Consider the following 22,401-nt stretch of genomic DNA (forward strand, 5'->3'; position numbering starts at 1 on the left):
CGACCCCTCAGGCCGGATCGGTCCGTTGCTGCACTTTCATCAGCTTCACCGCGCCTCCTAAGCTCAGCTTGACGGCTCGCTGCTCTGCTCGGCCATCTCACAGCCCCTGAGCGTATAGAGCGCATCGGTCAGCATATCGCCGGCCTGTTCAAAGGCAGTTTCGGTAATTTGCGGGCCGGCGGCGCTCAGACCGGCGGCCGCCAGCTTGATGTCGGCAAGGTTCCGGTTGAGATCCTTCAATTGCTGCGCGACTTCCCAGTGATCCTTCAGATCCGGATCGGCAAGCTCTGCCCTGAGCGCGGAAACCTTGCCATCGAGGGCTTCGATCCGGGCCTTGAAGTCAGCGGGAGAGACCTGCAACCGGGCGAGCGCGGCTTCGGTCACATTGCCGGCGATGCGTTCGCCGGCGCTGTCGACCCTGTTCAGCACGACAAGCGACAGCACACAGGCCGCAATGACCAGCAGCGCGGTCGCATTCACAAGAGCCAGCAGAAGCTGACCTGGCAAACGGACCAGACGGCGGCCGAGACCGGGGGCATCGTGATAGGACATTCCACGCTCCTTTGAGATCAACAGATCTCATTCAGACAGAGTCCCGCAGAACGCACAACTTCCGCGCGTCCGGAAACCGGAGGGAAGGCCTAATAACTTGGGAGAAGTGGTGTACTGGAATCATCTTCCCACGGAAGACCTTCGAGGACATTTGTTGGGAAATCGCATTGCAACGACACGCTGCTCCGGTAGTGACCCAATTTTTACTGATTGTAACCGGATCCACTTGAAGCTTCCCCAAATGACGAACCCGTTCCGCAACAGACCTTGATCACATAGGTGTTTCCCATAGTTACAAAACTGTCGCTCGGGATCGCTCCTTCCTTTTTCAACCCCTTGGTGAAATAGAGAGCTTGTTCCTTGAGGAATGGCCTAGCAATCGTAACCGCGTACCATCCATTGGTCGCGAGATAGACCGACAAAGGAAGGTCTCTGGCCGCTACGTAGCCAACCGCTTCTTCGATGTTGTCGAAACTCTTGACCTGGATGAGCCTAAGTTCGCCAGGTGTGGCATCGAATTGATCAACTCGTATCCATGTATGGTGCATATACCCAGTGACGCCCGCAACATTCACACGATACCAGCGGTCTTCCTCACCAGTAATTTGCACAGGTACACCATTCTTGAAGCGACGCAGGCTATGAGCTTTCCCGTCAGGAGATGCCTTCATTAGCACTGAACCTTTAGGATGTCGGACACGTCCAGAACGAGCAACGGGAATGGTAGCTCTGCTCGGCTCAATTTGCTTTGGACTTGTCGTTACGGAAGGTCGTGATGCGACATACGGCTTCGTTTCGCTTGACGGCTTGGAGATTGCAGCCGAGCCCGTGGCCCCCTCAGACAAGGTAACTCCAAATTCAGCCATCTCCTGTCCGGAAAGATATCTGATGTCATTCGCTTCGGTCTTGAATGCGAGCTGCAAGAGTGCGGGGTTCACTCCCATCTCCACCATGTACCCAATGATGTCCGCAGTGACGTCCTGAACAGCAGAAACAGCCTCCTCCTTGTTTAAAGGAGTTGTTGGCGAGAACGAAGACTTGTGCACGCCGATAGAGCCGGGTTCGGCATAGCGTGATCGGCCCCCCATAAATGCCAGGGCGCAAGCGGAAGCGCATTCAAGTTGGCGGAGTTGGATCGTGGCTAAACCGTGTGATCTGATAATCCGACCAAGTTCCATCGCCTTGAAAATGTTCCCGCCGTCACTGTCAAAGCCGATCACGTTGGGATTGAAGGAACGAATGACTTTCTCGAATTCGGATATGTCATCACTGGGTGTGAATGTACCCTCGACAACAACAAACCTCAGACCATCATCGCCCTCGCCCGAACTGTATTTAAGCTCAGCTTTTGCAACCGAAGGAAAGATGGTGACCAACAACATCATGAGGAGTCGGATGATCATAGGCAATCACACTCAGGTACAATTCATTTCTACCGCAAGTCAGTGTATTCGAGCGACTTGATGTATTGCAACCAGACTTCGCACCGTATGGTTGCGCAGCTCCGCTCAAAATTCAGCGTTTGGAAGTTGCCTGTTTCCAGCTAAAGAAAACAGACGATGGTGCTGGTAGGCAGGATGGGGAGGACAATAATAGACCGCAACACTCAGACGGATCCGGCCAGATGCGTTCCGATGCCCCTTGATCTCAGGGTTCAGCTATCGCGAGGGCCGCAAGAGTGTCTTGCGTTCCAAAATTTTATTCAATCTACGAGGGGAATAGTGAGAAGTGGTACAGACGAGTGGATTCGAACCACCGACCTTCGGAGCCACAATCCGACGCTCTAACCAACTGAGCTACGTCTGCTTAAAGGCGTGAGGTGACGCGGACCATACTGGGCCGTGCCGCCATTTGCAAGGGCGTCTTCTAAACTCGTTTATTCCAACCCGCAAGCGGGAATTTTCGGAAAATTCCGACCTGTTGAAAAGCAAATGCCCGGAGCGATGCTCCGGGCATATAAACTGCTTGCCGATAATCTCGGCATGGCTTGGGCGAGCCGCAATCGCGTGACTGCGGCATGCCCGATAGCCGATTAGTTGACCTTCAGGTCCTTGAAGGACTTCTCGAACGCTTCCTTGACCGGAGCGGAAACATCGGTGCCGAGCTTGGTAGCCAGCTCCTGCATTTCCTTGGACTGGGCGCTCAGAGCGTCAAACTGGCTGCGAGCAAACGAGGACTGCAGCTCGATAGCTTCAGCCAGGCTCTTCGCAGACATGATGTCCTTGACGAAAGTGAAAGTAGCGTCGGCGTTGGCTTTGGCAGCATCAACAGCCTTGTGGTTGAATTCGACAACGCCCTGACGGGACGTTTCGAACGTGTCTTCCATCAGGTCAGTCGCGTCTTCAGCAGCGTTTTTCACTTTTGCGTATGCATCACGAGCGTTCTCGATGCCTTTTTCCGTTGCTTCACGGAACATGGAAGGAACTTCCATTTTCGGCATGGAAAATGCTTCGAAATCCGGGAAAGCTACACCAGGAGTAGCGGTTTTCGCTTTAGTGGTGCGAGCTTTGGAAGCGGTTTTTGCAGTACCATTAGTTGTTGTGTCAGTCATGATCTCATCTCCTTGAGTCCGGATGCGATCATTGGTTTAATTCTTTCCGCCGATACGTTTGCCGGCGGACCCTGTCGTCATCCGCAACCCATACATAGTACACGTCGTGCTGCATTGCAACATTTTTTTGCACTGCACAATGAAATTACCGTCGGGGATCTCTCGTGTTTTGACTGTTCCGTCGCGCAAAACGCCTGTCGGAACGCACGCTTGTTGCGCCAAGTCGTTGGCCTGACAAGAGAAGATGAAATCAGGTGAAATGACCTGATCAAAAATACAACCAAAACAGGAAAAGTTCAATAAAACACTTGTAATACCTTGCGCGGGGCATTGCTGCCCCGCGCAAGGTATAAAACCGGCAAGATTATTTTTTCTGGCTGGCCTTGGCGGCGTCCTGAACGGCCTTCGTTGCCGAGTTGGAAAACTCGCGCGCCTGTTCGCCGAAGGATTCCATCTGCTTACGAAGGTAGTCCTGCTGCAGCTTCATCATGTCTTCGACATTCTCTGCCTTGACCAGTTCCTGTGCGAACTTGAAAGCCGCATCGACATGCTCTTCGGCATAGGTCAGTGCCTTCTTGTTTACATCCGCGGCTCCCGCCTGAACTACGTTTGCGCTATCTTCCACATTGCTCACAGCCTTGTGGGTCGCGCCCATAAAGTCGTCGAAGGCCTTGCGGGCCTGGTCGACACTCTTTTCCGCGAAATCGCGCATCTGGTCGGGAATTTCAAAACCGGGTTTGTCTGTACTCATGTCGGCGCTCCTCAAGTCGACGAAAAATCTCAGGCGAGTCTCCTGAAATCCTTCGATGCCAAAAATTCGTAACACGGCGATGGCATTCCGGCAAACTTGTCCGGTTGGATTAACCACGCCTTCATGTAACCCCTTTAGCAACCTTGCTTTACGTGGACTGTGTTGGAGATTGCTTGTATTAACGGAGTGTTTACCACTTTAGGCAAACCCGGCCGCCACGCACCCGTCAACCGGTATTGCGGACCAGTTTGGAGCAGAGCCATGGACGAACAAACCCTGTCATTCCTGGAACTGACCACCATGGATGATCTGGTTCAGCTTGTCGCCGACAAAAGGGCAGCATGGCTCTGGTCGGCGGACGGCGCACGCATTCTATGGGCGAATGCTGCCGGTGCGTCTTTCTTCTCCGCACAGTCCGTGTCCGATCTGGCCAGCCTGACGTCGCTCGAGCGCTCACCGGCTCGTCCGCATATCGCGCGCATTGCCGAATCCGGCCCTACCGACAAATTCAGCATCGACAGGCTTCGCTTTTATCGGGGCCTCCGGGTCATGCTACTGACCTGCCAGTGCATGCGAATCGAGCTGGAAAATGGTGACGCTGCCGCGCTGATCGTGTGCGGCGACAAGGGACTTTCAATGACGAAAGACCCGGTACCGGCCTTTGCGCACCTCCTCCACGGCAGCGATGCCACCGTGTTTGTGACGAGTGCCGGTTCGGTGGAGAGCCGTGTCGGAGAGCTTGGTGGAACGCCGGAAGACCTCGACATACCGGACGGCCAGACGGCCCTGTTCGGACCGCTGGAGCTTGAGGGCGCCTTTCACGAGGGTGTCGTCCTGAAGGTTACAGACCAGCAGAAGCTGGTGGTTCTGGAAAACCAGCCCGTGGCCGAAGACGACACAGAGGCCGGGGACACCCCTTCCGAAAGTACGCACGCGCCGGAGACATCCATGACCGGCGCCAGCGTTCTCGCTACAGGTGCGACTGCCGCTGCTGCAACAGCGGCCACGTCAGCCGAGGACGAGAGTGAAGACGAGCATGCGGACGTGGCAACCGAAACCGCCATCGACGATGCCGGCTGGGTGCGCGCCGATGAAGACGAGCCCTTTGAGGAAGACATCGACAGCCAGACCGCTGACGAGCAATCGATTGCCGCAAGCCTTGTCACGTCTGACGATATCTCTCCAATGGCCCCGGGCGAGGTCGACCTCGACCCGTCTGTTCTGGAGACGGGTGACGAGACTGAAGAGGCCGGCGAAGAGACAGCAGACGACAGCGCCGCAGATGCCGAAGGCGAGAACGCCGGCGCTGAAGGGATCGAAACCGAAGAGCCTGCCGTTGAAGCAGCAACCGCCGAAGACACGACCGGTGATACAGAGATGGACCAAGGCGACGGTTTTGTCTTCCAGCCGCGACGCAGGCCTGTGCGGTTTGCCTGGAAAATGGATATCAACCAGCGCTTCACCTTTCTCTCCGACGAATTTGCTGAAGTTCTCGGCCCGTCGTCGACAGACATTGTCGGCCAGACCTGGCAAGAGGTGGCTGACGCATTCGACCTCGACCCCCGCGGACACATTGCCCGCGCGCTTGACCGGCGCGATACCTGGAGCGGCAAGACCATAGACTGGCCTGTCTCTGGCGCGGCCCTGCGCGTGCCCGTCGATATGGCGGCCCTGCCAGCTTTCGACCGGAACAGGAAGTTCGAAGGCTATCGAGGCTTCGGCGTTTGCCGGACGGCAGACGCGGTTCCGGAGCGCGGCGACCAGCCCGCCGGACCGATGCTCGCCGTTATCGGCACCACTGAAGCTGCCTCCCGGGAGGCGGAGGCCGACACCGACCCGCTTCCGGAAGACGACATCGCGCATAGCGCTGAAACGCATCCGGATGACGTGGCCGCTCTCGAAGCCGGCGCGCCCGCCAAAGGGACGGACACGGGCGAGGACCTTGCCGCCGACACCGATGGCAACGAGGCCGAAGTCACCCGGGACGATGAAGAAGCCGTCCCTGAAGCATCCGACGAAGCAAAAGAAATGCCCACCGGCGATGCTGAAGCGCGGGACGCGGCTGAACAGCAGGCAACGACCGAAGCCGCAGCGAAACTTGCAGAGTTGAAACCGGCAAAACCGGACTCCTTTGCGGGCAAGACATTTTTGGGTGCGAGCGCGGCTGCTCTGGTCGGGTCGCTGGCGAAGTTCACCAGCAAGACCCCGCAGACCCCTGCCGAACCAGTGGCAAAAGCTGACCAGCCCGCCAAAGCAGACACCGCCCCTGTCGAGACCGACACCCCGGCGGGTGATGCCGACAAGGATCTGGACGACCTGCCGGGCGCGGCTCTCGACAGCAAGTTCAAGGCTCTGGAATCCGGCCTGCAGACTGATCCGGAAAGCACGTCGTCTCCTGAAGAAAGCGATGGTGCCGAGACCGCCGAAGACGCTTCGCTCTCCAGTGATGATGAACAGGTCGATGAGATCGGCGAGGCATCCGACGTCGAGGCGCTCCCTGAAGACGTGGGAACCGAGAACGACGTTTCGGAAGACACGCTGGACACAGCTGCCGAAGACGAAGGGTCTGACGCAGAAGACCTTGAAGACGAGACCATCGAGGACACGACAGAGGCCTTCGCCTCTGACGAGGACGATGCAGATCTGGCAGACGAAAGCGAAGCGGATGCCGACGAGGACGGCGTAGAGGCGGATGACGAGAGCGATGCGGCAAGCGATGAACTGACCGTCGCGGAGAGCGCTGACGCCGGCACAGCCGTTTCGCCCCCCAAACCGTCAGCCGACGAGCCGACCGGCATTTCCGGACCTGCAGCGCTGAAGCCGGCCGAAATCGAAAGCGCGGTCAAGTCGCTTGCGAAGACCTACAAGCAGGCCCAAAAGAGGCCGCGCGACCTCTTCGAGGAAGATAACTTCGGCACGGCGCCGGACGACGAGGACATGCCGTCCGTTGCGGACGGCGACGCGGGTACTGACGACGGACTTGCCGGCACGGACGAGGACCTTCAAGCGGGGAAAGACGATACCTCGCCCCGGAACGAGGACCAGTTCGAGCCAGAGCCCGCCTTTGAAGACGCGCATTTCGATCTCGTTGAGACAGAAGACCGTGACATCGAAGCCGTGGCCGCATCGCTTGATACAGATGATGCCGCCGAGGAGCGCGAGTTCTTCGAAGAAACCGCAGCCTTCGAGAGCGAGGACAAGGCCGCCGAAGTGGCGGATCAACCCAAGAAGACCGGACAGGTCATCCCGCTTGCAACGGTCAAGCCGCGTGTCGTGCCGGTGGATACCTCTGGTCTTTCCAGGCCCGAGCGCCAGGCTTTCCGCAAGATCGCCGAAGCCCTCGGCGCACGGCTTGAGGGCGATCTGGAAGAATTCGATGCCCCCGATCCGGAAGAGCCCGTAGATGAACTGCCGCCGGAAGTTCCGGAAGCCGGGCCCATCGACCCGAGCCTGCTGGACCGCTTGCCCATCGGCATTGCCATCGCTCATGACCGTGAGGTTCTCTACGCCAACAAGGCGCTGTTGCGGATGCTTGGCTACAGGTCCATCGCCGCGCTGTGCGAAGCAGGCGGTCTCGAGGCCCTGTTCATCGATGACGCGGAAGAATTGCCGGATGCCGACGGCATGGACGGCGAGGTCGATGAGACCATGAAGATGCGCTTGTCCGACGGCGGTGTCCTGAATGTCGATGCGCACATGCATTCGGTTCCGTGGAACGGCAACCGGGGTCTGATGATCTCCATCACCGAACGCAAGGTCAAACCGGCCCCTGCGGCGGCCGCCCCGTCGTCGCCGAACTTCTTTGCGGAAGTGCGCGCGGAACTCGACAGCGCGCGCAACCAGATCGCCGAGATGGACACCATCCTGGAAACGGCCACCGACGGCGTTCTGGTGCTCGATCAGAACGGCTCCATCCTGAAGGTGAACGGATCGGCGGAAGCCCTGTTCAGCGCAAGCCGGTCTGACATGATTGGCGCCCCGCTGACCGAATTCCTTGCACCGGAAAGCCACCGTGCCGCCGCCGATTATCTGGATGGGCTGTCGCGCAACGGCGTTGCCTCCATCCTCAACGATGGCCGCGAAGTGCTGGGCAAGGTTCCGACCGGCGGGCTCATTCCGCTGTTCATGACCATTGGCCGGATCAGCGGCAACAAGGACGATGTCAAATACTGTGCGGTGCTGCGGGACATCACCCAGTGGAAGACGGCAGAAGAGGAACTGACCCAGGCCAAGCGCCAGGCCGAGAACGCCAGTTCGCAGAAGTCCGATTTCCTGGCCAAGATCAGCCATGAGATTCGCACGCCATTGAACGCCATCATCGGCTTTTCGGAAGTCATGATGGAAGAGCGCTTTGGCCCGATCGGCAACGACCGCTACAAGGACTACCTCAAGGACATCCGCACATCCGGCTCGCACATCATGAGCCTGATCAACGATCTTCTGGACCTGTCCAAGATCGAGGCAGGCAAGCTGGATCTGAAATTCTCCGCTGTTTCGACCAACGACGTCATCAACGAATGCGTTGCCTTGATGCAGCCGCAGGCCAACCGGGAGCGGGTGATCATCCGCGCCAGCCTGCCGGAATCCGTGCCTGACGTGGTGGCCGATCCAAGATCCCTGCGCCAGATTGTGCTGAACCTTCTGTCCAACGCCATCAAATACAACAAGTCCGGTGGCCAGGTGATCCTGTCGACCGCGCTGGAGAGCAATGGCGAGGTGGCGCTACGTGTCCGCGATACGGGCACCGGCATGACTGCAAAACAACTGGCCGCCGCCCTTGAACCGTTCCGGCAGCTACATACCTCCAGCCGTGGTGGCGGTACCGGACTTGGCCTGCCGCTGACAAAAGCGCTGGTCGAGGCCAACCGGGCCAGCTTCCATATCGATTCCACACCTGACCAGGGCACGCTTGTGGAAATCATTTTCCCGACCCAGCGGGTGCTTTCGGAATAATGCCGTGCCCATCAGGAGCGGTTCTTGATTGAAGTCGACAGCAATATCTGGATCCTGGAAGGAGACAATGTCTCCTTCTACGGATTTCCCTACCCCACACGCTGCGTGATCGTGCGCTTGCCCTCCGGCAAGCTGTGGGTCTGGTCTCCGATTGCCCTGTCACCGGACATCCGGCGCGAGGTCGAGGCTCTGGGAACCCCGGCGCACCTCGTCAGTCCCAACAAGATCCATCACCTGTTTCTGCAGGACTGGAAGGCGGCCTGGCCGGAGGCAAAAATCTGGGGCCCTCAGAGCACCATTTCCAAACGCTCCGATATTGCCTTCGAACCGGCGCTGGACGAAGCCGTGCCGGATGCCTTTGAAGGTGTCATCGACATGGTGCGCTTTTCCGGATCGCCCGTGATGGACGAAGTGGTGTTCCTACACACGCCATCCAGAACGGCGATCCTGGCCGATCTCAGCGAGCATTTCTCGCAAGGGTTCCTGAAGCGGTTCTGGAAACCCTGGCAGCGCTGGATTGCCGGCCTCTGGGGCATTGTCGAAGGCAAGGGTTATGCGCCCCTGGAATGGCGGTTGAGCTTCTTCGACCGCCGCAAGACCCGCGCCTGCCGGGACAGGGTCCTGGCCTGGTCGCCGGAAAAGGTGATCATGGCGCATGGCGTCTGGCAGCAAAGCAATGGTACAGCGTTTTTACGGAAGGCACTTGCCTGGGTGTGACCGTTTTTCACCAGGCTGGTAACGCGTTCGTGATCAGCCAGAAAGGCAGACTCCGCGGGCTCCGCAAAGCTAAAGTAGAGTCTTAAACTCCTGTATTCTCACCAGTTTTCGGCAAAATAGTGGAATGCAATCCTCCAGTTAGTTTTGAATAATTCTAAATTCTTGATTTTGCTTGATTTATTGACTTCAAGCTTCTCTAACGACATATTCCCGGCAAGCGCTGGATGAAACATCCAGCCGACAAGAACCTTCTCACCGGGAGAGTTACATGAATTCCACTTTCCGTACCCTGGCAGGCGCCGTCCTTTTGTCTTCGGCAACTCTTTCTGCCGTGCCCGCATTCGCCGACGGGGAAGTGAACATCTACTCCTACCGCCAGCCGTATCTGATCGAGCCGCTGCTGGACGCCTTCACCAAGGAAACTGGCATCAAGACCAATGTGGTCTTTGCTTCCGAAGGTCTGGGCGAGCGCATTGCGGCGGAAGGTGCCAACTCTCCGGCCGACGTTCTTCTGACGGTCGACATCGGCCGCCTGGATGGCGCCAAGCAACTCGGCATATCGCAGCCGGTCGTTTCCGACGTCGTCAACGCAAACGTACCGGCCGAATTTCGCGATCCGGAAGGCCAGTGGATCGGCCTGACCAACCGCGCCCGTGTGATCTATGCCTCCAAGGAGCGCGTTGATCAGGACAGCATCACCTACGAGGAACTTGCCGATCCGAAGTGGAAGGGCCGCTTGTGCACCCGTTCCGGACAGCACGTCTACACCGTCGGGCTGGTCGCCTCGATGGTGGCGCATCATGGTGCGGAAGAAACCGAAAAGTGGCTTGAAGGCGTTCGCGACAACCTTGCCCGCAAGCCGGCCGGCAACGACCGTGCGCAGGTCAAGGCCATCTACGCCGGTGAGTGCGACATCGCGCTTGGCAACACCTATTACATGGGTCTGATGCAGACCAACGAGAAGGAGCCGGAACAGCAGGTCTGGGCCGACAGCGTGCGCATCCTGTTCCCGAACACCAACGACCGCGGCAGCCACGTGAACATTGCAGGCGTCATCCTGGCGAAAAATGCGCCGCACAAGGACAATGCCATCAAGCTGATCGAGTTCCTGTCTTCCGGCGAAGCCCAGAAAATCTACGCGGAAACCAACCATGAATATCCGGTCAAACCGGGTGTGGCGGTTTCCGAACGCGTTGCCAGCTGGGGCGAGTTCAAGAAGGACACCCTGCCGCTTGCTGACATTGCCAAGAACCGCAAGACGGCAAGTGAGCTGATCGACAAGGTCGGCTTCGACGACGGCCCGGCGTCCTGAGCCTGAACAGACAAACGAGACAAGCGCCGCATTTCGCGGCGCTTTTCCGTTGGGGATGGGAACGCAGGCTTTGAGCCGGGTGTGCACGTTCCTGGGGCCGATCCGAAGCTCAACGCGAAGGCCTCACCGTTGCCCCCCAAACCACGGCAGCTTGCGTTACCCGGTATTGTGCGGCCTCACCCGTCTGCTACAGCCAGTCCCCCTCCCCTTGCCCGGGAATATTGGGCGAAGGCCTCGAAACATTACGAGGCCTCTCGTTTCATCGGCCAGAACTTCTCAAAAAGTGCCGACAGGACCAAAGGCTGGCTTTTGCATTTTCCTCCAATTGCCTATAGAGCTTCCTGCGAACCATTCTCAAAGAAATGACAGGCCTTGCTGCGCACGCCCTCCCTCACTGTTGCTGACCGTTTCTGGCAAATCGCATCGCTGACGATCGCCGCGCTGGTGCTTATGCCAATGGCAGCAATCGTGTGGATCGCGTTGACGCCCACTGGCGAGGTCTGGGGCCATCTTCTGACAACGGTTCTGCCGGGCTCTCTGCAGACAACGTTTCTGCTGATGCTGGGCGTCGGCCTCACCACGGGCATTACCGGCGTTGCCACGGCCTGGCTGGTAACGATGTGCAATTTTCCGGGCAGAAAGGTGCTCGACTGGGCCCTCCTCGTGCCTCTTGCCGTGCCGACCTACATCGTCGCCTTCGCCTATGTCGAAGTGCTCGATTATACGGGACCGGTGCAGAGCCTGATCCGTGCGATTTTCGGCTTCAAGACCTCCAGAGACTATTGGTTTCCCGAGATCCGCTCGCTCGGCGGCGCCATCTTCGTCATGGGCGCAGTGCTCTACCCTTATGTCTATCTCACGACCCGGGCGAGCTTCCTGATCCAGTCCGCCTCGACGCTGGATGTTTCCCGCACCCTGGGGGCTTCGCCCTACGGGCTCTTCTTCCGCGTCGCCCTGCCGCTGGCACGGCCTGCCATTGTCATCGGCATATCGCTCGCCTTGATGGAATGCCTCAACGATATCGGCGCGGTGACGTTCTTCGGCGTGAAGACGCTGACCTTTTCCGTCTATGACACCTGGCTGCACCGCTCGAGCCTCGGTGGAGCCGCCCAGCTTGCGCTGGCAATGCTCGTGATGGTGTTCTTCCTGCTGTGGCTGGAACGGTTCGGGCGGCGCAAGCAGCGCTTCGACAGCGGCGGCGGTTCCAAGCACCGGCCTCCGACACGCTTCGAGCTTGGCCGCTGGCAGGCTGCGCTTGCGTTGCTGTTGTGCCTGACGCCCGTCTTTGTCGGTTTCGTTGTGCCTGGCCTGTTGCTTGCGGACCTCGCCAGTCGGCGGCTGGAGAACTTCTGGGACAGCGGCTTTCTGGATGCCGTCTGGAACAGCCTGAGCCTTGCGGCCATTGCTGCGTTTATCACCGTGCTGATTTCCGTTGCCCTTGCCTATGCGCTGCGCCTCAACCCCAAAGGCCCGCTGAAAGTCGCCGTCCGGCTCGCCTCCATCGGCTACGCCATTCCGGGCACCGTTCTGGCCATCGGCATTCTTGTGCCGCTGGCGGGTTTCGACAATTTCCTCGACGCCCGCATGGAAGCCTGGTTCGGCATCAATACCGGGCTTTTGCTGCTGGGCAGCGGCACCGGCCTGGTGTTCGCCTATGTGGTTCGGTTCCTCGCCGTCTCCTATGGCCAGGTGGAAGGCGGGTTTGGCCGGATCACGCCGCATCTCGACATGGCCGCACGCACGCTTGGCCGCAACAGCGGCCAGACCCTGACGCAAATCCACCTGCCGATCCTGAAGCCGGTGCTTTTGTCTGCGGCCCTCCTCAGTTTCGTGGATTGCATGAAGGAGCTGCCGGCCACCGTACTGCTGCGCCCATTCAACTTCGAAACCCTGGCAACGACCGTGTTCGAGGCGGCTTCGCGCGAAGCGTTCGGTGAGGCGGCCTTGCCGTCTCTTGCGATCGTCCTGGTCGGTCTGATCCCGGTGATCTACCTTGCCCGCTCCAGCGCATCTTCGTTCCGGACGCAAACTTCCAGACGGCAGGTTGAGCCGGCCGTCTGAACCGGCCAGTCAGAACCGGCAGTCCTGCCGTCCCGCGCCCTTGACAGCATCCGGGTGAACCGCGTCAATGGCGACACAATTCACATAGACAGCAGGACGATCCCTCAATGGAAAAGAAACACCAGATAAACCTTTGGTACGCCTTCATCGCCATGATGCTGGTGCTGATGTTCCAAAGCTGGTGGACCACCTACAGGACCGTTGAGCAAATCCCCTACAGCCAGTTCGAACAGTATCTCAAGGATGGAAAGATCGAGGAGATCGCCATCAAAGAGAACTATATCGAAGGCAAGTTCAAAGCCGCGCTCAAGGACGGAAAGCAGTATTTCGTCGCCACCCGCGTCGAGGTGCCTCTCGCCGACGAACTCAGCAAATATGACGTGAAATACACCGGCGTCGTCCAGAACACCTTCATTCGCGACATCCTCTCCTGGGTGCTGCCGGTGCTGCTGCTGTTCGGTCTCTGGATGTTCTTCATCCGCCGTTTTGCCGAGAAACAGGGCATGGGCGGCATGATGACGGTGGGCAAGTCCAAGGCAAAGGTATTTGTCGAAAAGGACGTGAAGGTCCGGTTTCAGAATGTCGCCGGCGTGGATGAAGCCAAACGGGAACTGAAGGAAATTGTCGACTTTCTGAAGGAGCCGACATCCTACGGCCGTCTGGGCGCACATGTGCCCAAGGGCATCCTTCTGGTCGGCCCTCCTGGCACAGGCAAGACGCTGCTTGCCCGGGCCGTGGCAGGCGAGGCCGGGGTGCCGTTCTTCTCGATCTCCGGTTCGGAATTCGTGGAAATGTTCGTCGGTGTCGGTGCGGCACGTGTGCGTGACCTGTTCGAGCAGGCCCGCAAGGCCGCGCCCGCCATCATCTTCATCGACGAGCTGGACGCGCTCGGCCGGACGCGTGCGGCCGGTCCCATGGGCAGCAACGACGAGAAGGAACAAACTCTCAACCAGCTCCTGACCGAACTCGACGGCTTCGACCCCTCCAGCGGCATCATCCTTCTGGCGGCGACGAACCGGCCCGAAATCCTGGACGCTGCCCTCCTGCGCGCCGGGCGCTTCGACCGGCAGGTACTGGTCGACCGGCCGGACAAAATCGGCCGGCGGGCGATCCTCGACGTTCATGTGAAGAAGATCAAACTGGCCGCCGATATCGATCTCGACCAGGTGGCCCAGCTTACGGCCGGTTTCTCCGGCGCTGATCTTGCGACGCTGGTGAACGAGGCCGCCCTGCTGGCAACACGGCGGCAGGCCGACGCCGTCACCCTTCTGGACTTCAACGAAGCGGTGGAGCGTGTCGTTGCCGGGCTGGAGAAGCGCAGCCGGATCCTGTCCGACAAGGAACGCAGGACCGTCGCCTTCCACGAAATGGGCCATGCCCTGGTGGCCGCAAATCTGGACGGTTGCGACCCTGTGCACAAGATCTCGATCATCCCGCGCGGCATAGGCGCCCTCGGCTACACGATGCAGCGGCCGACCGAAGACCGTTTCCTCTTGTCTTCACAGGACCTGGAAAACCGCATGGCGGTTCTGATGGGTGGCCGGGCGGCGGAGGAGATCGTGTTCAACGAGATCTCCACCGGTGCCTCCGACGACCTGCAGAAAGTGACCGAAGTTGCCCGCGACATGGTCATGCGCTACGGCATGGATACCGATCTGGGCAATCGTGCCTATTCCACCCAGCGTCAGAACTTTCTTGGGCAGCCCTCCGGAGACGTTGCCGAGGTTTCCGAGGAGACGCAGCGGGAAATCGATATTGCCATCAAGCAACGGGTGGAAGTTGCCTTTCAGCGGGCCAAGGACCTCTTGAACAGCCATCGCAACGAGCTTGACGAAGGCGCCACGATGCTGCTCGCGAAGGAAACGCTGACCGACCAGGACTTCCCCGCAATCCGTCCCATTGGCGAACGCCGTAAGAACGAAGCGGCGGAATAAGACACTTGCAGTTTGCCGCTTGAGACTTCAGGCGGCAGACGGGCTGCCGTCTTCCGGTCCCGTCTCCGCGGCCGGATGGTCTGGACGATTGGGCGACTTTGATCGTGTTGAACGACAGACGCTGAAGATGCGCCGGGATGCCCCTCTGCGGGCATAAAAAAAACGTGCCTGCACGGTTGCAGGCACGTTTTCTTGAAACGACACTGACGACCGTAACGGTCTTAGCTCACGATTGTCGCCTGCGTCTTTTCCTTGACTTCGTCCAGCGTGACGTCCTCGGCGAGTTCAACCACCTTCAGGCCGCCGTCGACAACATCAAAGACACCGAGATTGGTGATGACGCGGTCAACACATTTCACGCCGGTGAGCGGCAGCGAGCATTCATTCAGAAGCTTGGGGTCGCCGGCTTTCGAGGTGTGATCCATGATCACGACCACGCGTTTGACACCGGCGACGAGGTCCATGGCACCACCCATGCCCTTGACCATCTTGCCCGGGATCATCCAGTTGGCGAGATCGCCGGCTTCGGACACTTCCATAGCGCCCAGGATCGACAGGTCGATATGACCGCCGCGGATCATGCCGAAGCTGTCGGCAGACGAGAAATAGCTGGTCTGCGGCAGTTCGGTGATGGTCTGCTTGCCGGCGTTGATGAGATCCGCGTCGACCTCGTCATCGGTCGGGAACGGGCCCATGCCAAGCATGCCGTTTTCCGACTGAAGGGTCACGTGAACGCCGTCCGGAATATAGTTGGATACCAGGGTCGGAATGCCGATGCCCAGGTTCACATAGAAGCCGTCTTCCAGTTCCTGCGCGGCACGCTTTGCCATGTCATCACGAGTCCAGGCCATGATGTTATCTCCCTCAGGCTGCGCGCGTGGTGCGCTTTTCGATACGTTTTTCGTGTTTGCCGACGATGATGCGGTCGACGAAGATGCCGGCGGTGTGGATGTTATCGGGATCAAGCTCACCGATCTCAACCAGCTCCTCCACTTCCACCACACAGGTCTTTCCGGCCGTCGCCATCATCGGATTGAAGTTGCGCGCGGTCTTGCGGTAGATCAGGTTGCCTTCCTTGTCGGCCTTCCAGGCCTTGACCAGCGATACATCGGCCACCAGGCCGGTTTCCATGATGTAGGTCTCGCCGTTGAAGTCCTTGTGTTCCTTGCCGTCGGCAATCAGGGTCCCGACGCCGGTCTTGGTGTAGAAGCCCGGAATGCCTGCGCCACCGGCGCGGATGCGCTCGGCCAGCGTGCCCTGCGGGTTGAACTCAAGCTCAAGCTCACCGTTGAGGTACTGCTTTTCGAAAGTCGCGTTTTCACCGACGTAGGACGAAACCATCTTCTTGATCTGGCGTGTCTGCAGCAGAAGACCGAGGCCAAAGTCATCAACACCGGCATTGTTGGAAATGGCGGTGATGTCCTTGGCTCCGGAATCCCGGAGCGCCACAATCAGATTTTCCGGAATGCCGCAGAGGCCGAACCCGCCGGCCATCACCGTCATGCCGTCAAAGGTCAGCCCCTCAAGGGCGGCCTTTGCGTCCGGATAAATTTTGTCCATGTTTCACTCCCGTTTAAGACCGCTATGTGCGTGAAGCGCACATTCGCCGCTAGGTTCGACCGGGTCAAGAGCTCTTTCCCGCGTTGCAGCGAAAAACATGACTGGCTCGTCACTTAATCGGTTTGCGCCGCGTTGCCCGCCTCCAGACCGCCGTTGCCGCACGGCTTGAGGCAGTTTTCGGCAAGTTGTTTATGGTTTGTAAATTCTTAATGGCAAGAATTGGACATCGTCCGTGGGGTGTTATCGCCACCCTGTCTACCACCGGATACCTAGAACCTACTGAAAGACTTCACGCGCCGTGTTCCCGTTTCTGTCGACATTCTTCAAGATCGCGGTCATCTCGCTACTCGTCGGCGCGGGTCTTTCCTTCGTGAACATCACCGCGCAGGACATTCTGGGCTCCGTCGGCATGAGCCCTCTGGAACTCTGGATCTATATGCTGGAGTTTCGGGACTGGGCCATTCCCAACATGATCCTGGGCGCATTCATCGTCGTGCCGATCTGGCTGGTCATCTATCTGATCCGGCCACCCCGGGCGGGATGACGGTTGCCGATCAGGCTGTCTTGCTGTTTTTCTGATGCTTCAAACGATCAAGGGTTGCCCTGAGACTTCGTTTGGCCTTCAGCGCCGTGGTCGCTGCCAAGCCTTTAACGGTGAGCGGCAAAAGCAAGCGCCGCGTTGATTGTTCCTTGGCGCCAAACCTGCTTTTGTACGCCTGCAGCCCGGTGCCGAAACCGTAGAGCCGAATGTTGTTGTCCCGCGCCCAGTAGATGGATTGAACGAGTGCCACCATGCCAGGCGAAAACCGCTGCCATTGTTCCGGGCCGATTGAAATCAAGATACCGGTTGCGCATCCATCTTCCACCAGCAGGGCCGTCACGGCGACAATGTCACCGCCCGACATCAGCGCCAGAACCTTGAGAGGATTTTCACGTCCCGCCCGGGCCGCCAGGGCGAGATAAAAATTCTCCCGATTGTCCTGCTTCAAGGAGTTCGCACGACCGAGCGCTTTGAACCGCTCCGCCCTGTAGACCATCAGGGTTTCGAGTATTTTCACTCGCTCTTCAGGGGTCGTCGCCTCGACCAGTTGCACGCCTTCACTTTGAAGCTTGCGAAAGTTGACCCTGGTCTTCTTGTAAATTCCTTTCCCGGAGCCGGCTCCGGCCGCGAGCAACGCCTCGGCATCAAGGTAAAGACTGGAACTTTCCACTGTCGCTTTTGGATGCAGGAAGAAGGGATTGCGAGCGCTGCCTATCGACGCGTGCAGTTTCTTGATGTCCACCACATCCGCGTCCGGAATGGCCTCGATCATTGCGGACATGACTGCCTGCACCGTTTCATCGCCTTCGCTTGCGATCGCAGCGCTCAAAACCGGGCCGTTGTGGTCCGCCACGCCAAGGTCGGGCGTCGAGGCGACACGGACCGGACCTTTCCGGAAGCGGATGATCGGCAGCAATGCAAGCGGGTCCGGCAAGCCCGGGCGATAGGCGGCAAGGATCCCGTATGTGTCACAGACCTCGGGTGCCATTTCCTGAAAGAAGCACTCGACGAATTGCGGGGTTTGAAAAGCCGAGCATCGCGCTCCGCCGGGAAGAGACGCCCAGAGCGAATGCAAAAGGTCCGCGTCGGGCTTCTCGTGCCAGACAACACGGATTTCGTGCCCGGCCGTCTGGCCGCGGACCGTCTCGTTTCCCGGCGAGACCGACCTATCGTTCACGTCTCCATCCCATTCCTGCGCAACGCGATCTGGAGCACGTTCTGGGCGGCACGATGCGCATCCCGGGCACCGACAAACAGGCGTCCGCGTGTGCTCAAAGGCATGAGCAGGCGGTGAGAGGGGTGTTCCTCACCACCGAACCGTTGCTTGTATTCCTGCTGACCTGTGCCAAAGCTGAACCAGCGCGCACCTGTCTCGTAAGCTCGTTGTATCGCCTTGGCAAACAGCACCATGCCCGGCGAATAGGCGTGCCATTTCTGATCGCCGATGGACACCAGGACAGCAGTCGCCTGCGCCCCCGTCATCATCAGCACCATGGCAGCCACGGTCTCTTCTCCCTGCTTCAGCGCCAGGGTCTTGAAGGGCGTCGACGATGCCTCCATCGCCGCAAGGCGGAGATAGAAGCCAGAGCGGTCTTCCCGCTCCAGGCTATCGTCCCGTCCGAGCTGGCGGAACCGTTCCCTTCGCTGAGCGGCCAGGGTCCTGAACAGGTCAACACGTTCTTCGGGTGTTACCGCCTCGACCAGCGTAACGCCTTCGCTCACAAGCCGGCGGAACTTGGAACGGGTCTTCTTGTAGATGGACTTGCCGGACCAGTTGCCAGAGGCATTCGCGCTGTGAAGATCGAGAACAAGCGAGCTGTTCTGCGAGATCGTTTCCGGCAGGCAACTTAACGGATTTTCCAGGGTATCGACCCGGTGGTGCAGCTTGTGGATGTCGACGATGTCGGCATCGTCGATACGCTCCAGAAAGGCCCGGATCATTTCCGCCCGGCACTGTGCGGAGAGACCGCAGCCAGCGCCAAAGACCGGCGCATTCTGATCAGCCAGACCAAAGTCCGGCATGCCGACGACCCGGATGGGGCCCCGCTGAAAACGCGCAAGCGGCAACAACATCAAGGGAGGTTCGCTTTCGCCCGGTTCCGCAAAAACGCCGACAGAAAATCCACTGGCTCCTGTCGTCAGCTTGCTTTCCTGAAAGGCTGCGAGAAATTCCGGCGTCTGAAACGGCGTCGATACCACGCCGCCTTTCAGGGAAGCCCAGAGACTTTTCATTTCCGAAAGCGTCGGGGCCTTGATTTCACGAACCTTGATCCGGGATACAGCGCTGCTTTCCAGAGCCAGCAGCTGCTCTGTTTCACGCAAAGCCATCACTCGCAATACCCCAATACACAACCACCAGCCCAGGCACACCAAATAGGTGCACCAACTGCCTGTTATATAGGCATGGTTTTGTTAAAAATCAGTATTGTAGGCAGCCTCTTCGAGGCGTTCGCGGGTCGCTCCGACGCGCATCTTTCAAGCCTTCAGTCTTCAACCTTCCGCGCCGAAAGCGGCTCGTTCATCCCTCTCCTTTTGGGTCTGCTGGCGTTTGGTTGCGATCGAGGCAGCGATCACGCCCATGGTGACAAGAGCAACAAGGATGGTGCAGACCGCGTTGATTTCCGGTGTCACGCCCAGCCGCACCTGGGAATAGATCTTCATCGGCAAGGTGGTGGCGCCCGGCCCCGTGGTGAAGCTGGCGATCACCAGATCGTCCAGCGACAGAGTGAAGGCCAGCATCCAGCCGGCGATGACACCGGGCAGTATGATCGGCAAGGTGATCAGGAAGAAGGTTTTGACCGGCGGGCAACCGAGATCTTCCGCAGCCTCCTCTATGGATTTGTCGAAACCGACCAGGCGTGACTGCACCACGACAGCCACATAGCAGCTTGCAAAGGTCGTATGCGCCAGCATCACGGTCCAGAACCCGCGGGAATAATCCATGGCCACGAAAAGCAGAAGCAGTGACAGGCCAAGGATCACTTCGGGCATCACCAGCGGTGCGAAGATCATGCCGGAAAACAGCGACCGGCCGACGAACCGCCCGGACCGCACCAGAACAAGCGCGGCGATTGTGCCGATGATCGTCGCGAGGGTCGCCGATACAAAGGCGACGCGCAGGGTCACCCAGGCCGCATCGAGCAGTTGATCGTTCTGCAGCAGCGAAGCGTACCATTTGGTGGAGAAACCGCCCCACACGGTCACCAGCCGGCTTTCGTTGAAGGAATAGATCACCAGCAGCACGATGGGCAGATACAGGAACGAAAAGCCCGCCACGAGCGAGGTGATGTTGAACCAGGTCGGACCGCGCGTCATCCTTCTCTCTCCGCCATTTTCTGCTGCTGGTTCTGGAAGAGCACGATGGGAATCACCAGGATCAGCAGAAGGATCACGGCGACCGCCGACGAGACAGGCCAGTCGCGGTTGTTGAAAAATTCCACCCAGAGCGTCTTGCCGATCATCAGCGTGTTGGAACCGCCGAGAAGATCCGGAATGACGAATTCACCGACCGCGGGAATGAACACCAGGAAACATCCGGCGATGACGCCGGGCAGCGACAACGGCAACGTGATCTTCCAGAAGGCCTTCCACGGAGGGCAGCCAAGATCCTCGGCGGCTTCCAGCAGGCTGCCGTCCAGCCGTTCCAGGCTGGCGTAAAGAGGCAGGACAAGGAACGGCAGGTAGGAATAGACGATGCCGATAAAGACCGCGATGTTGGTGTTCATCATCACCAGCGGCTCGTCGATGATGCCGAGCGTCAGCAGGAGCTGGTTGAGAAGGCCTTCGTTTTTCAGGATGCCGATCCAGGCGTAGACGCGGATCAGAAAGCTGGTCCAGAACGGCAGGATCACCAGCATCAGCAGCGTCGGGCGCATCGATTGCGGACTGCGCGCCATGCCGTAGGCGATCGGATAGCCGATGATGAGCGTCAGCAGCGTTGAGATGGCTGCGATGACGACCGACGACAGATAGGATTTCCAGTAGAGGTCGTCTTCGGTCAGCCAGACGTAGTTTTCGAAGGAGAACTCCGAAACACTGTCCCAGATGCCATTCCAGCCCTCCGCCAGATCGAAGGTCGGCACATAGGGCGGAATGGCAACCGCCACCTGGGACAGGGAAATCTTGAAGACGATCAGAAACGGCGCCAGAAAGAAAATCAGCAGCCAGACATAAGGCACCGCGATCAGCAGCCAGCCACCGAGTGTCCGTTTGGGTTGAGCGGGAACGTGCAGCTCTGACATCGCTTCCTCCTACCCTTTCAGAATGACGCCGGCATCCCGGTCGAAGGACATGACGACTTCGTCATCCCAGGTGATCGGGTTTTCGACCATGCGCGAGACATTGGCGAAGGTAGCCCGCAACGTGTCCTTGTCGTTGTCGCCGACCTTCGAATGGATGATGGACATGTCTCCCAGATAAGCGATATCCCAGACGACGCCGTCGATCCTGTTGGGCAAACCCTTTTCACGGCGCCCCTGTGCAATACGCACCTTCTCCGGACGAATGGCATACCAGACCCGGTCGCCCACGGCGGCGTCGGTTACCTGATCGCTATCGATGGTGAAATTATCCGCAACCGAGCGAAGCTTGGTGCCGTCTTCCGATTTCTCGGTGACGTTGGCTTCGATCAGGTTGATGTCGCCAATGAAATCGGCAACGAACTTGGAATTGGGAGCTTCGTAGATTTCGGCCGGGGTGTCGACCTGCACCAGTTCGCCCTTGTCCATGACGGCGATCCGGTCGGCAACGGTCATGGCCTCTTCCTGGTCGTGGGTGACGATCAGGAACGTCATCTTCAGTTCTTCCTGAATATTCATCAGTTCGAACTGGGTTTCCTCGCGAAGCTTGCGGTCGAGGGCGCCGAGCGGTTCATCGAGCAGGAGAACCTTCGGGCGCTTGGCAAGCGAACGGGCGAGCGCGACACGCTGGCGCTGACCGCCCGAGAGCTGGTGCGGACGGCGTTTGGCAAATTGTTCCAGCTTGGTCAGCCGCAGCATTTCAGCAACGCGTGCATCGACCTCGGATGCCGGAAGCTTGTCCTGCCTCAGACCGAAGGCGATGTTCTTTTCAACACTCATATGCGGGAACAGCGCGTAGGACTGGAACATCATGTTGGAGGGACGCTTGAAAGGCGGAATTCCGGCAAGGTCCTGACCATCCAGAAAGATCTGTCCGGTTGTCGGTGTCTCGAAACCCGCCAGCATGCGCATCAAGGTTGTCTTGCCACAACCCGAACCGCCGAGCAGTGCGAAAAACTCGCGCTCGTAAATCTTCAGAGACAGATTGTTGACCGCAGTGAAGTCGCCGAACTTCTTCGTGACATTCCGGAATTCGATAAACGGTGCTTTTTCCGGATCATCCCACGGGCTGTACGCCCGACGAACCGGTCCAATCGATTTTTTCGCCAAAACAATCTCCCACCCCTAAGAGACCCGAGGAAACAAAAACGCCGGACCCTTGGAGGGGCCC

The 22,401-nt window shown here is 58.8% G+C and carries 17 protein-coding genes and 1 tRNA gene; 6 read left to right on the forward strand and 12 right to left on the reverse strand.

The genetic code is table 11. The features are described 5' to 3' along the window. Nucleotides 1–63 precede the first annotated feature (63 nt). From AC2A6O_RS19980 to AC2A6O_RS20000, 5 genes are all read right to left on the reverse strand, one after another. Nucleotides 64–552 carry a hypothetical protein gene (locus AC2A6O_RS19980; protein ID WP_498929687.1) on the reverse strand — a complete coding sequence of 163 codons (489 nt, stop codon included), beginning with the start codon at nt 550–552 and terminating at the stop codon, nt 64–66. A gap of 203 nt (nt 553–755) precedes the next feature. Then, the gene (locus AC2A6O_RS19985) at nt 756–1,955 is read right to left on the reverse strand and encodes an SH3 domain-containing protein (protein ID WP_498929689.1); all 1,200 of its coding nucleotides are present in this window, start codon (nt 1,953–1,955) and stop codon (nt 756–758) included. 326 nt (nt 1,956–2,281) lie between these two features. Beyond that, a tRNA-His gene (locus AC2A6O_RS19990) sits at nt 2,282–2,358 on the reverse strand. Nucleotides 2,359–2,584: 226 nt separating this feature from the next. Then, complete coding sequence (locus tag AC2A6O_RS19995; RefSeq protein WP_148585347.1) at nt 2,585–3,103, reverse strand: phasin; 519 nt, start codon at nt 3,101–3,103, stop codon at nt 2,585–2,587. Between the two features lie 364 nt (nt 3,104–3,467). Beyond that, entirely contained in the window at nt 3,468–3,854 is a 387-nt protein-coding gene (locus AC2A6O_RS20000; protein ID WP_148585348.1) for a phasin, read from the reverse strand. Between the two features lie 261 nt (nt 3,855–4,115). Here AC2A6O_RS20000 and AC2A6O_RS20005 point away from each other — a divergent pair, with 261 nt between their 5' ends. The 5 genes from AC2A6O_RS20005 (at nt 4,116) to ftsH (ending at nt 14,831) form a co-directional block, all read left to right on the forward strand. Beyond that, entirely contained in the window at nt 4,116–8,807 is a 4,692-nt protein-coding gene (locus AC2A6O_RS20005) for an ATP-binding protein (RefSeq protein WP_498929692.1), read from the forward strand. 24 nt (nt 8,808–8,831) lie between these two features. Next, a complete protein-coding gene (locus AC2A6O_RS20010) occupies nt 8,832–9,524 on the forward strand; it encodes a DUF4336 domain-containing protein (protein ID WP_498929694.1) in 693 nt (230 codons plus the stop codon). 268 nt (nt 9,525–9,792) lie between these two features. Next, complete coding sequence (locus tag AC2A6O_RS20015; RefSeq protein WP_148585351.1) at nt 9,793–10,836, forward strand: Fe(3+) ABC transporter substrate-binding protein; 1,044 nt, start codon at nt 9,793–9,795, stop codon at nt 10,834–10,836. Between the two features lie 372 nt (nt 10,837–11,208). Next, a complete protein-coding gene (locus AC2A6O_RS20020; RefSeq protein WP_498929696.1) occupies nt 11,209–12,897 on the forward strand; it encodes an ABC transporter permease in 1,689 nt (562 codons plus the stop codon). A gap of 107 nt (nt 12,898–13,004) precedes the next feature. Continuing rightward, a complete protein-coding gene (ftsH, locus tag AC2A6O_RS20025) occupies nt 13,005–14,831 on the forward strand; it encodes an ATP-dependent zinc metalloprotease FtsH (protein ID WP_498929698.1) in 1,827 nt (608 codons plus the stop codon). A gap of 221 nt (nt 14,832–15,052) precedes the next feature. On the opposite strand, the gene AC2A6O_RS20030 is transcribed toward ftsH, so the two are convergent. Then, a complete protein-coding gene (locus AC2A6O_RS20030) occupies nt 15,053–15,682 on the reverse strand; it encodes a CoA transferase subunit B (RefSeq protein ID WP_148585354.1) in 630 nt (209 codons plus the stop codon). A 13-nt stretch (nt 15,683–15,695) separates the two neighbouring features. After that, nucleotides 15,696–16,391: a CoA transferase subunit A gene (locus tag AC2A6O_RS20035; RefSeq protein ID WP_498929700.1), complete on the reverse strand. Its 696-nt coding sequence runs from the start codon at nt 16,389–16,391 to the stop codon at nt 15,696–15,698. 298 nt (nt 16,392–16,689) lie between these two features. On the opposite strand from AC2A6O_RS20035, the gene AC2A6O_RS20040 reads away from it, so the two are divergent. Continuing rightward, on the forward strand, nt 16,690–16,935 hold the full coding sequence (locus AC2A6O_RS20040; protein ID WP_148585356.1) for a DUF6460 domain-containing protein: 246 nt from the start codon (nt 16,690–16,692) through the stop codon (nt 16,933–16,935). A 10-nt stretch (nt 16,936–16,945) separates the two neighbouring features. On the opposite strand, the gene AC2A6O_RS20045 is transcribed toward AC2A6O_RS20040, so the two are convergent. The 5 genes from AC2A6O_RS20045 to AC2A6O_RS20065 form a co-directional block, all read right to left on the reverse strand. Then, nucleotides 16,946–18,109, reverse strand: a complete 1,164-nt coding sequence (locus tag AC2A6O_RS20045; protein ID WP_498929703.1) for a GNAT family N-acetyltransferase — start codon at nt 18,107–18,109, stop codon at nt 16,946–16,948. After that, on the reverse strand, nt 18,106–19,260 hold the full coding sequence (locus AC2A6O_RS20050; protein WP_498929705.1) for a GNAT family N-acetyltransferase: 1,155 nt from the start codon (nt 19,258–19,260) through the stop codon (nt 18,106–18,108). Before AC2A6O_RS20050 ends, AC2A6O_RS20045 begins: the two co-directional genes overlap by 4 nt. 162 nt (nt 19,261–19,422) lie before the next feature. Next, nucleotides 19,423–20,247 carry an ABC transporter permease gene (locus AC2A6O_RS20055; RefSeq protein WP_148585360.1) on the reverse strand — a complete coding sequence of 275 codons (825 nt, stop codon included), beginning with the start codon at nt 20,245–20,247 and terminating at the stop codon, nt 19,423–19,425. Next, nucleotides 20,244–21,173, reverse strand: a complete 930-nt coding sequence (locus tag AC2A6O_RS20060) for an ABC transporter permease subunit (protein ID WP_148585361.1) — start codon at nt 21,171–21,173, stop codon at nt 20,244–20,246. Before AC2A6O_RS20060 ends, AC2A6O_RS20055 begins: the two co-directional genes overlap by 4 nt. A 9-nt stretch (nt 21,174–21,182) precedes the next feature. Then, entirely contained in the window at nt 21,183–22,340 is a 1,158-nt protein-coding gene (locus AC2A6O_RS20065) for an ABC transporter ATP-binding protein (RefSeq protein WP_498929708.1), read from the reverse strand. Nucleotides 22,341–22,401: the final 61 nt, after the last annotated feature.

The sequence above is a fragment of the Labrenzia sp. ATLA3 genome, assembly GCF_057180185.1.

Excerpts from the sequence above, each read along its gene's own strand:
- AC2A6O_RS19980 (WP_498929687.1), bottom strand. The coding sequence starts at position 552 with ATGTCCTATCACGATGCCCCCGGTCTCGGCCGCCGTCTGGTCCGTTTG.
- AC2A6O_RS19985 (WP_498929689.1), bottom strand. The coding sequence starts at position 1,955 with ATGATCATCCGACTCCTCATGATGTTGTTGGTCACCATCTTTCCTTCG.
- AC2A6O_RS19995 (WP_148585347.1), bottom strand. The coding sequence starts at position 3,103 with ATGACTGACACAACAACTAATGGTACTGCAAAAACCGCTTCCAAAGCT.
- AC2A6O_RS20000 (WP_148585348.1), bottom strand. The coding sequence starts at position 3,854 with ATGAGTACAGACAAACCCGGTTTTGAAATTCCCGACCAGATGCGCGAT.
- AC2A6O_RS20005 (WP_498929692.1), top strand. The coding sequence starts at position 4,116 with ATGGACGAACAAACCCTGTCATTCCTGGAACTGACCACCATGGATGAT.
- AC2A6O_RS20015 (WP_148585351.1), top strand. The coding sequence starts at position 9,793 with ATGAATTCCACTTTCCGTACCCTGGCAGGCGCCGTCCTTTTGTCTTCG.
- ftsH (WP_498929698.1), top strand. The coding sequence starts at position 13,005 with ATGGAAAAGAAACACCAGATAAACCTTTGGTACGCCTTCATCGCCATG.
- AC2A6O_RS20030 (WP_148585354.1), bottom strand. The coding sequence starts at position 15,682 with ATGGCCTGGACTCGTGATGACATGGCAAAGCGTGCCGCGCAGGAACTG.
- AC2A6O_RS20035 (WP_498929700.1), bottom strand. The coding sequence starts at position 16,391 with ATGGACAAAATTTATCCGGACGCAAAGGCCGCCCTTGAGGGGCTGACC.
- AC2A6O_RS20050 (WP_498929705.1), bottom strand. The coding sequence starts at position 19,260 with ATGGCTTTGCGTGAAACAGAGCAGCTGCTGGCTCTGGAAAGCAGCGCT.
- AC2A6O_RS20055 (WP_148585360.1), bottom strand. The coding sequence starts at position 20,247 with ATGACGCGCGGTCCGACCTGGTTCAACATCACCTCGCTCGTGGCGGGC.
- AC2A6O_RS20060 (WP_148585361.1), bottom strand. The coding sequence starts at position 21,173 with ATGTCAGAGCTGCACGTTCCCGCTCAACCCAAACGGACACTCGGTGGC.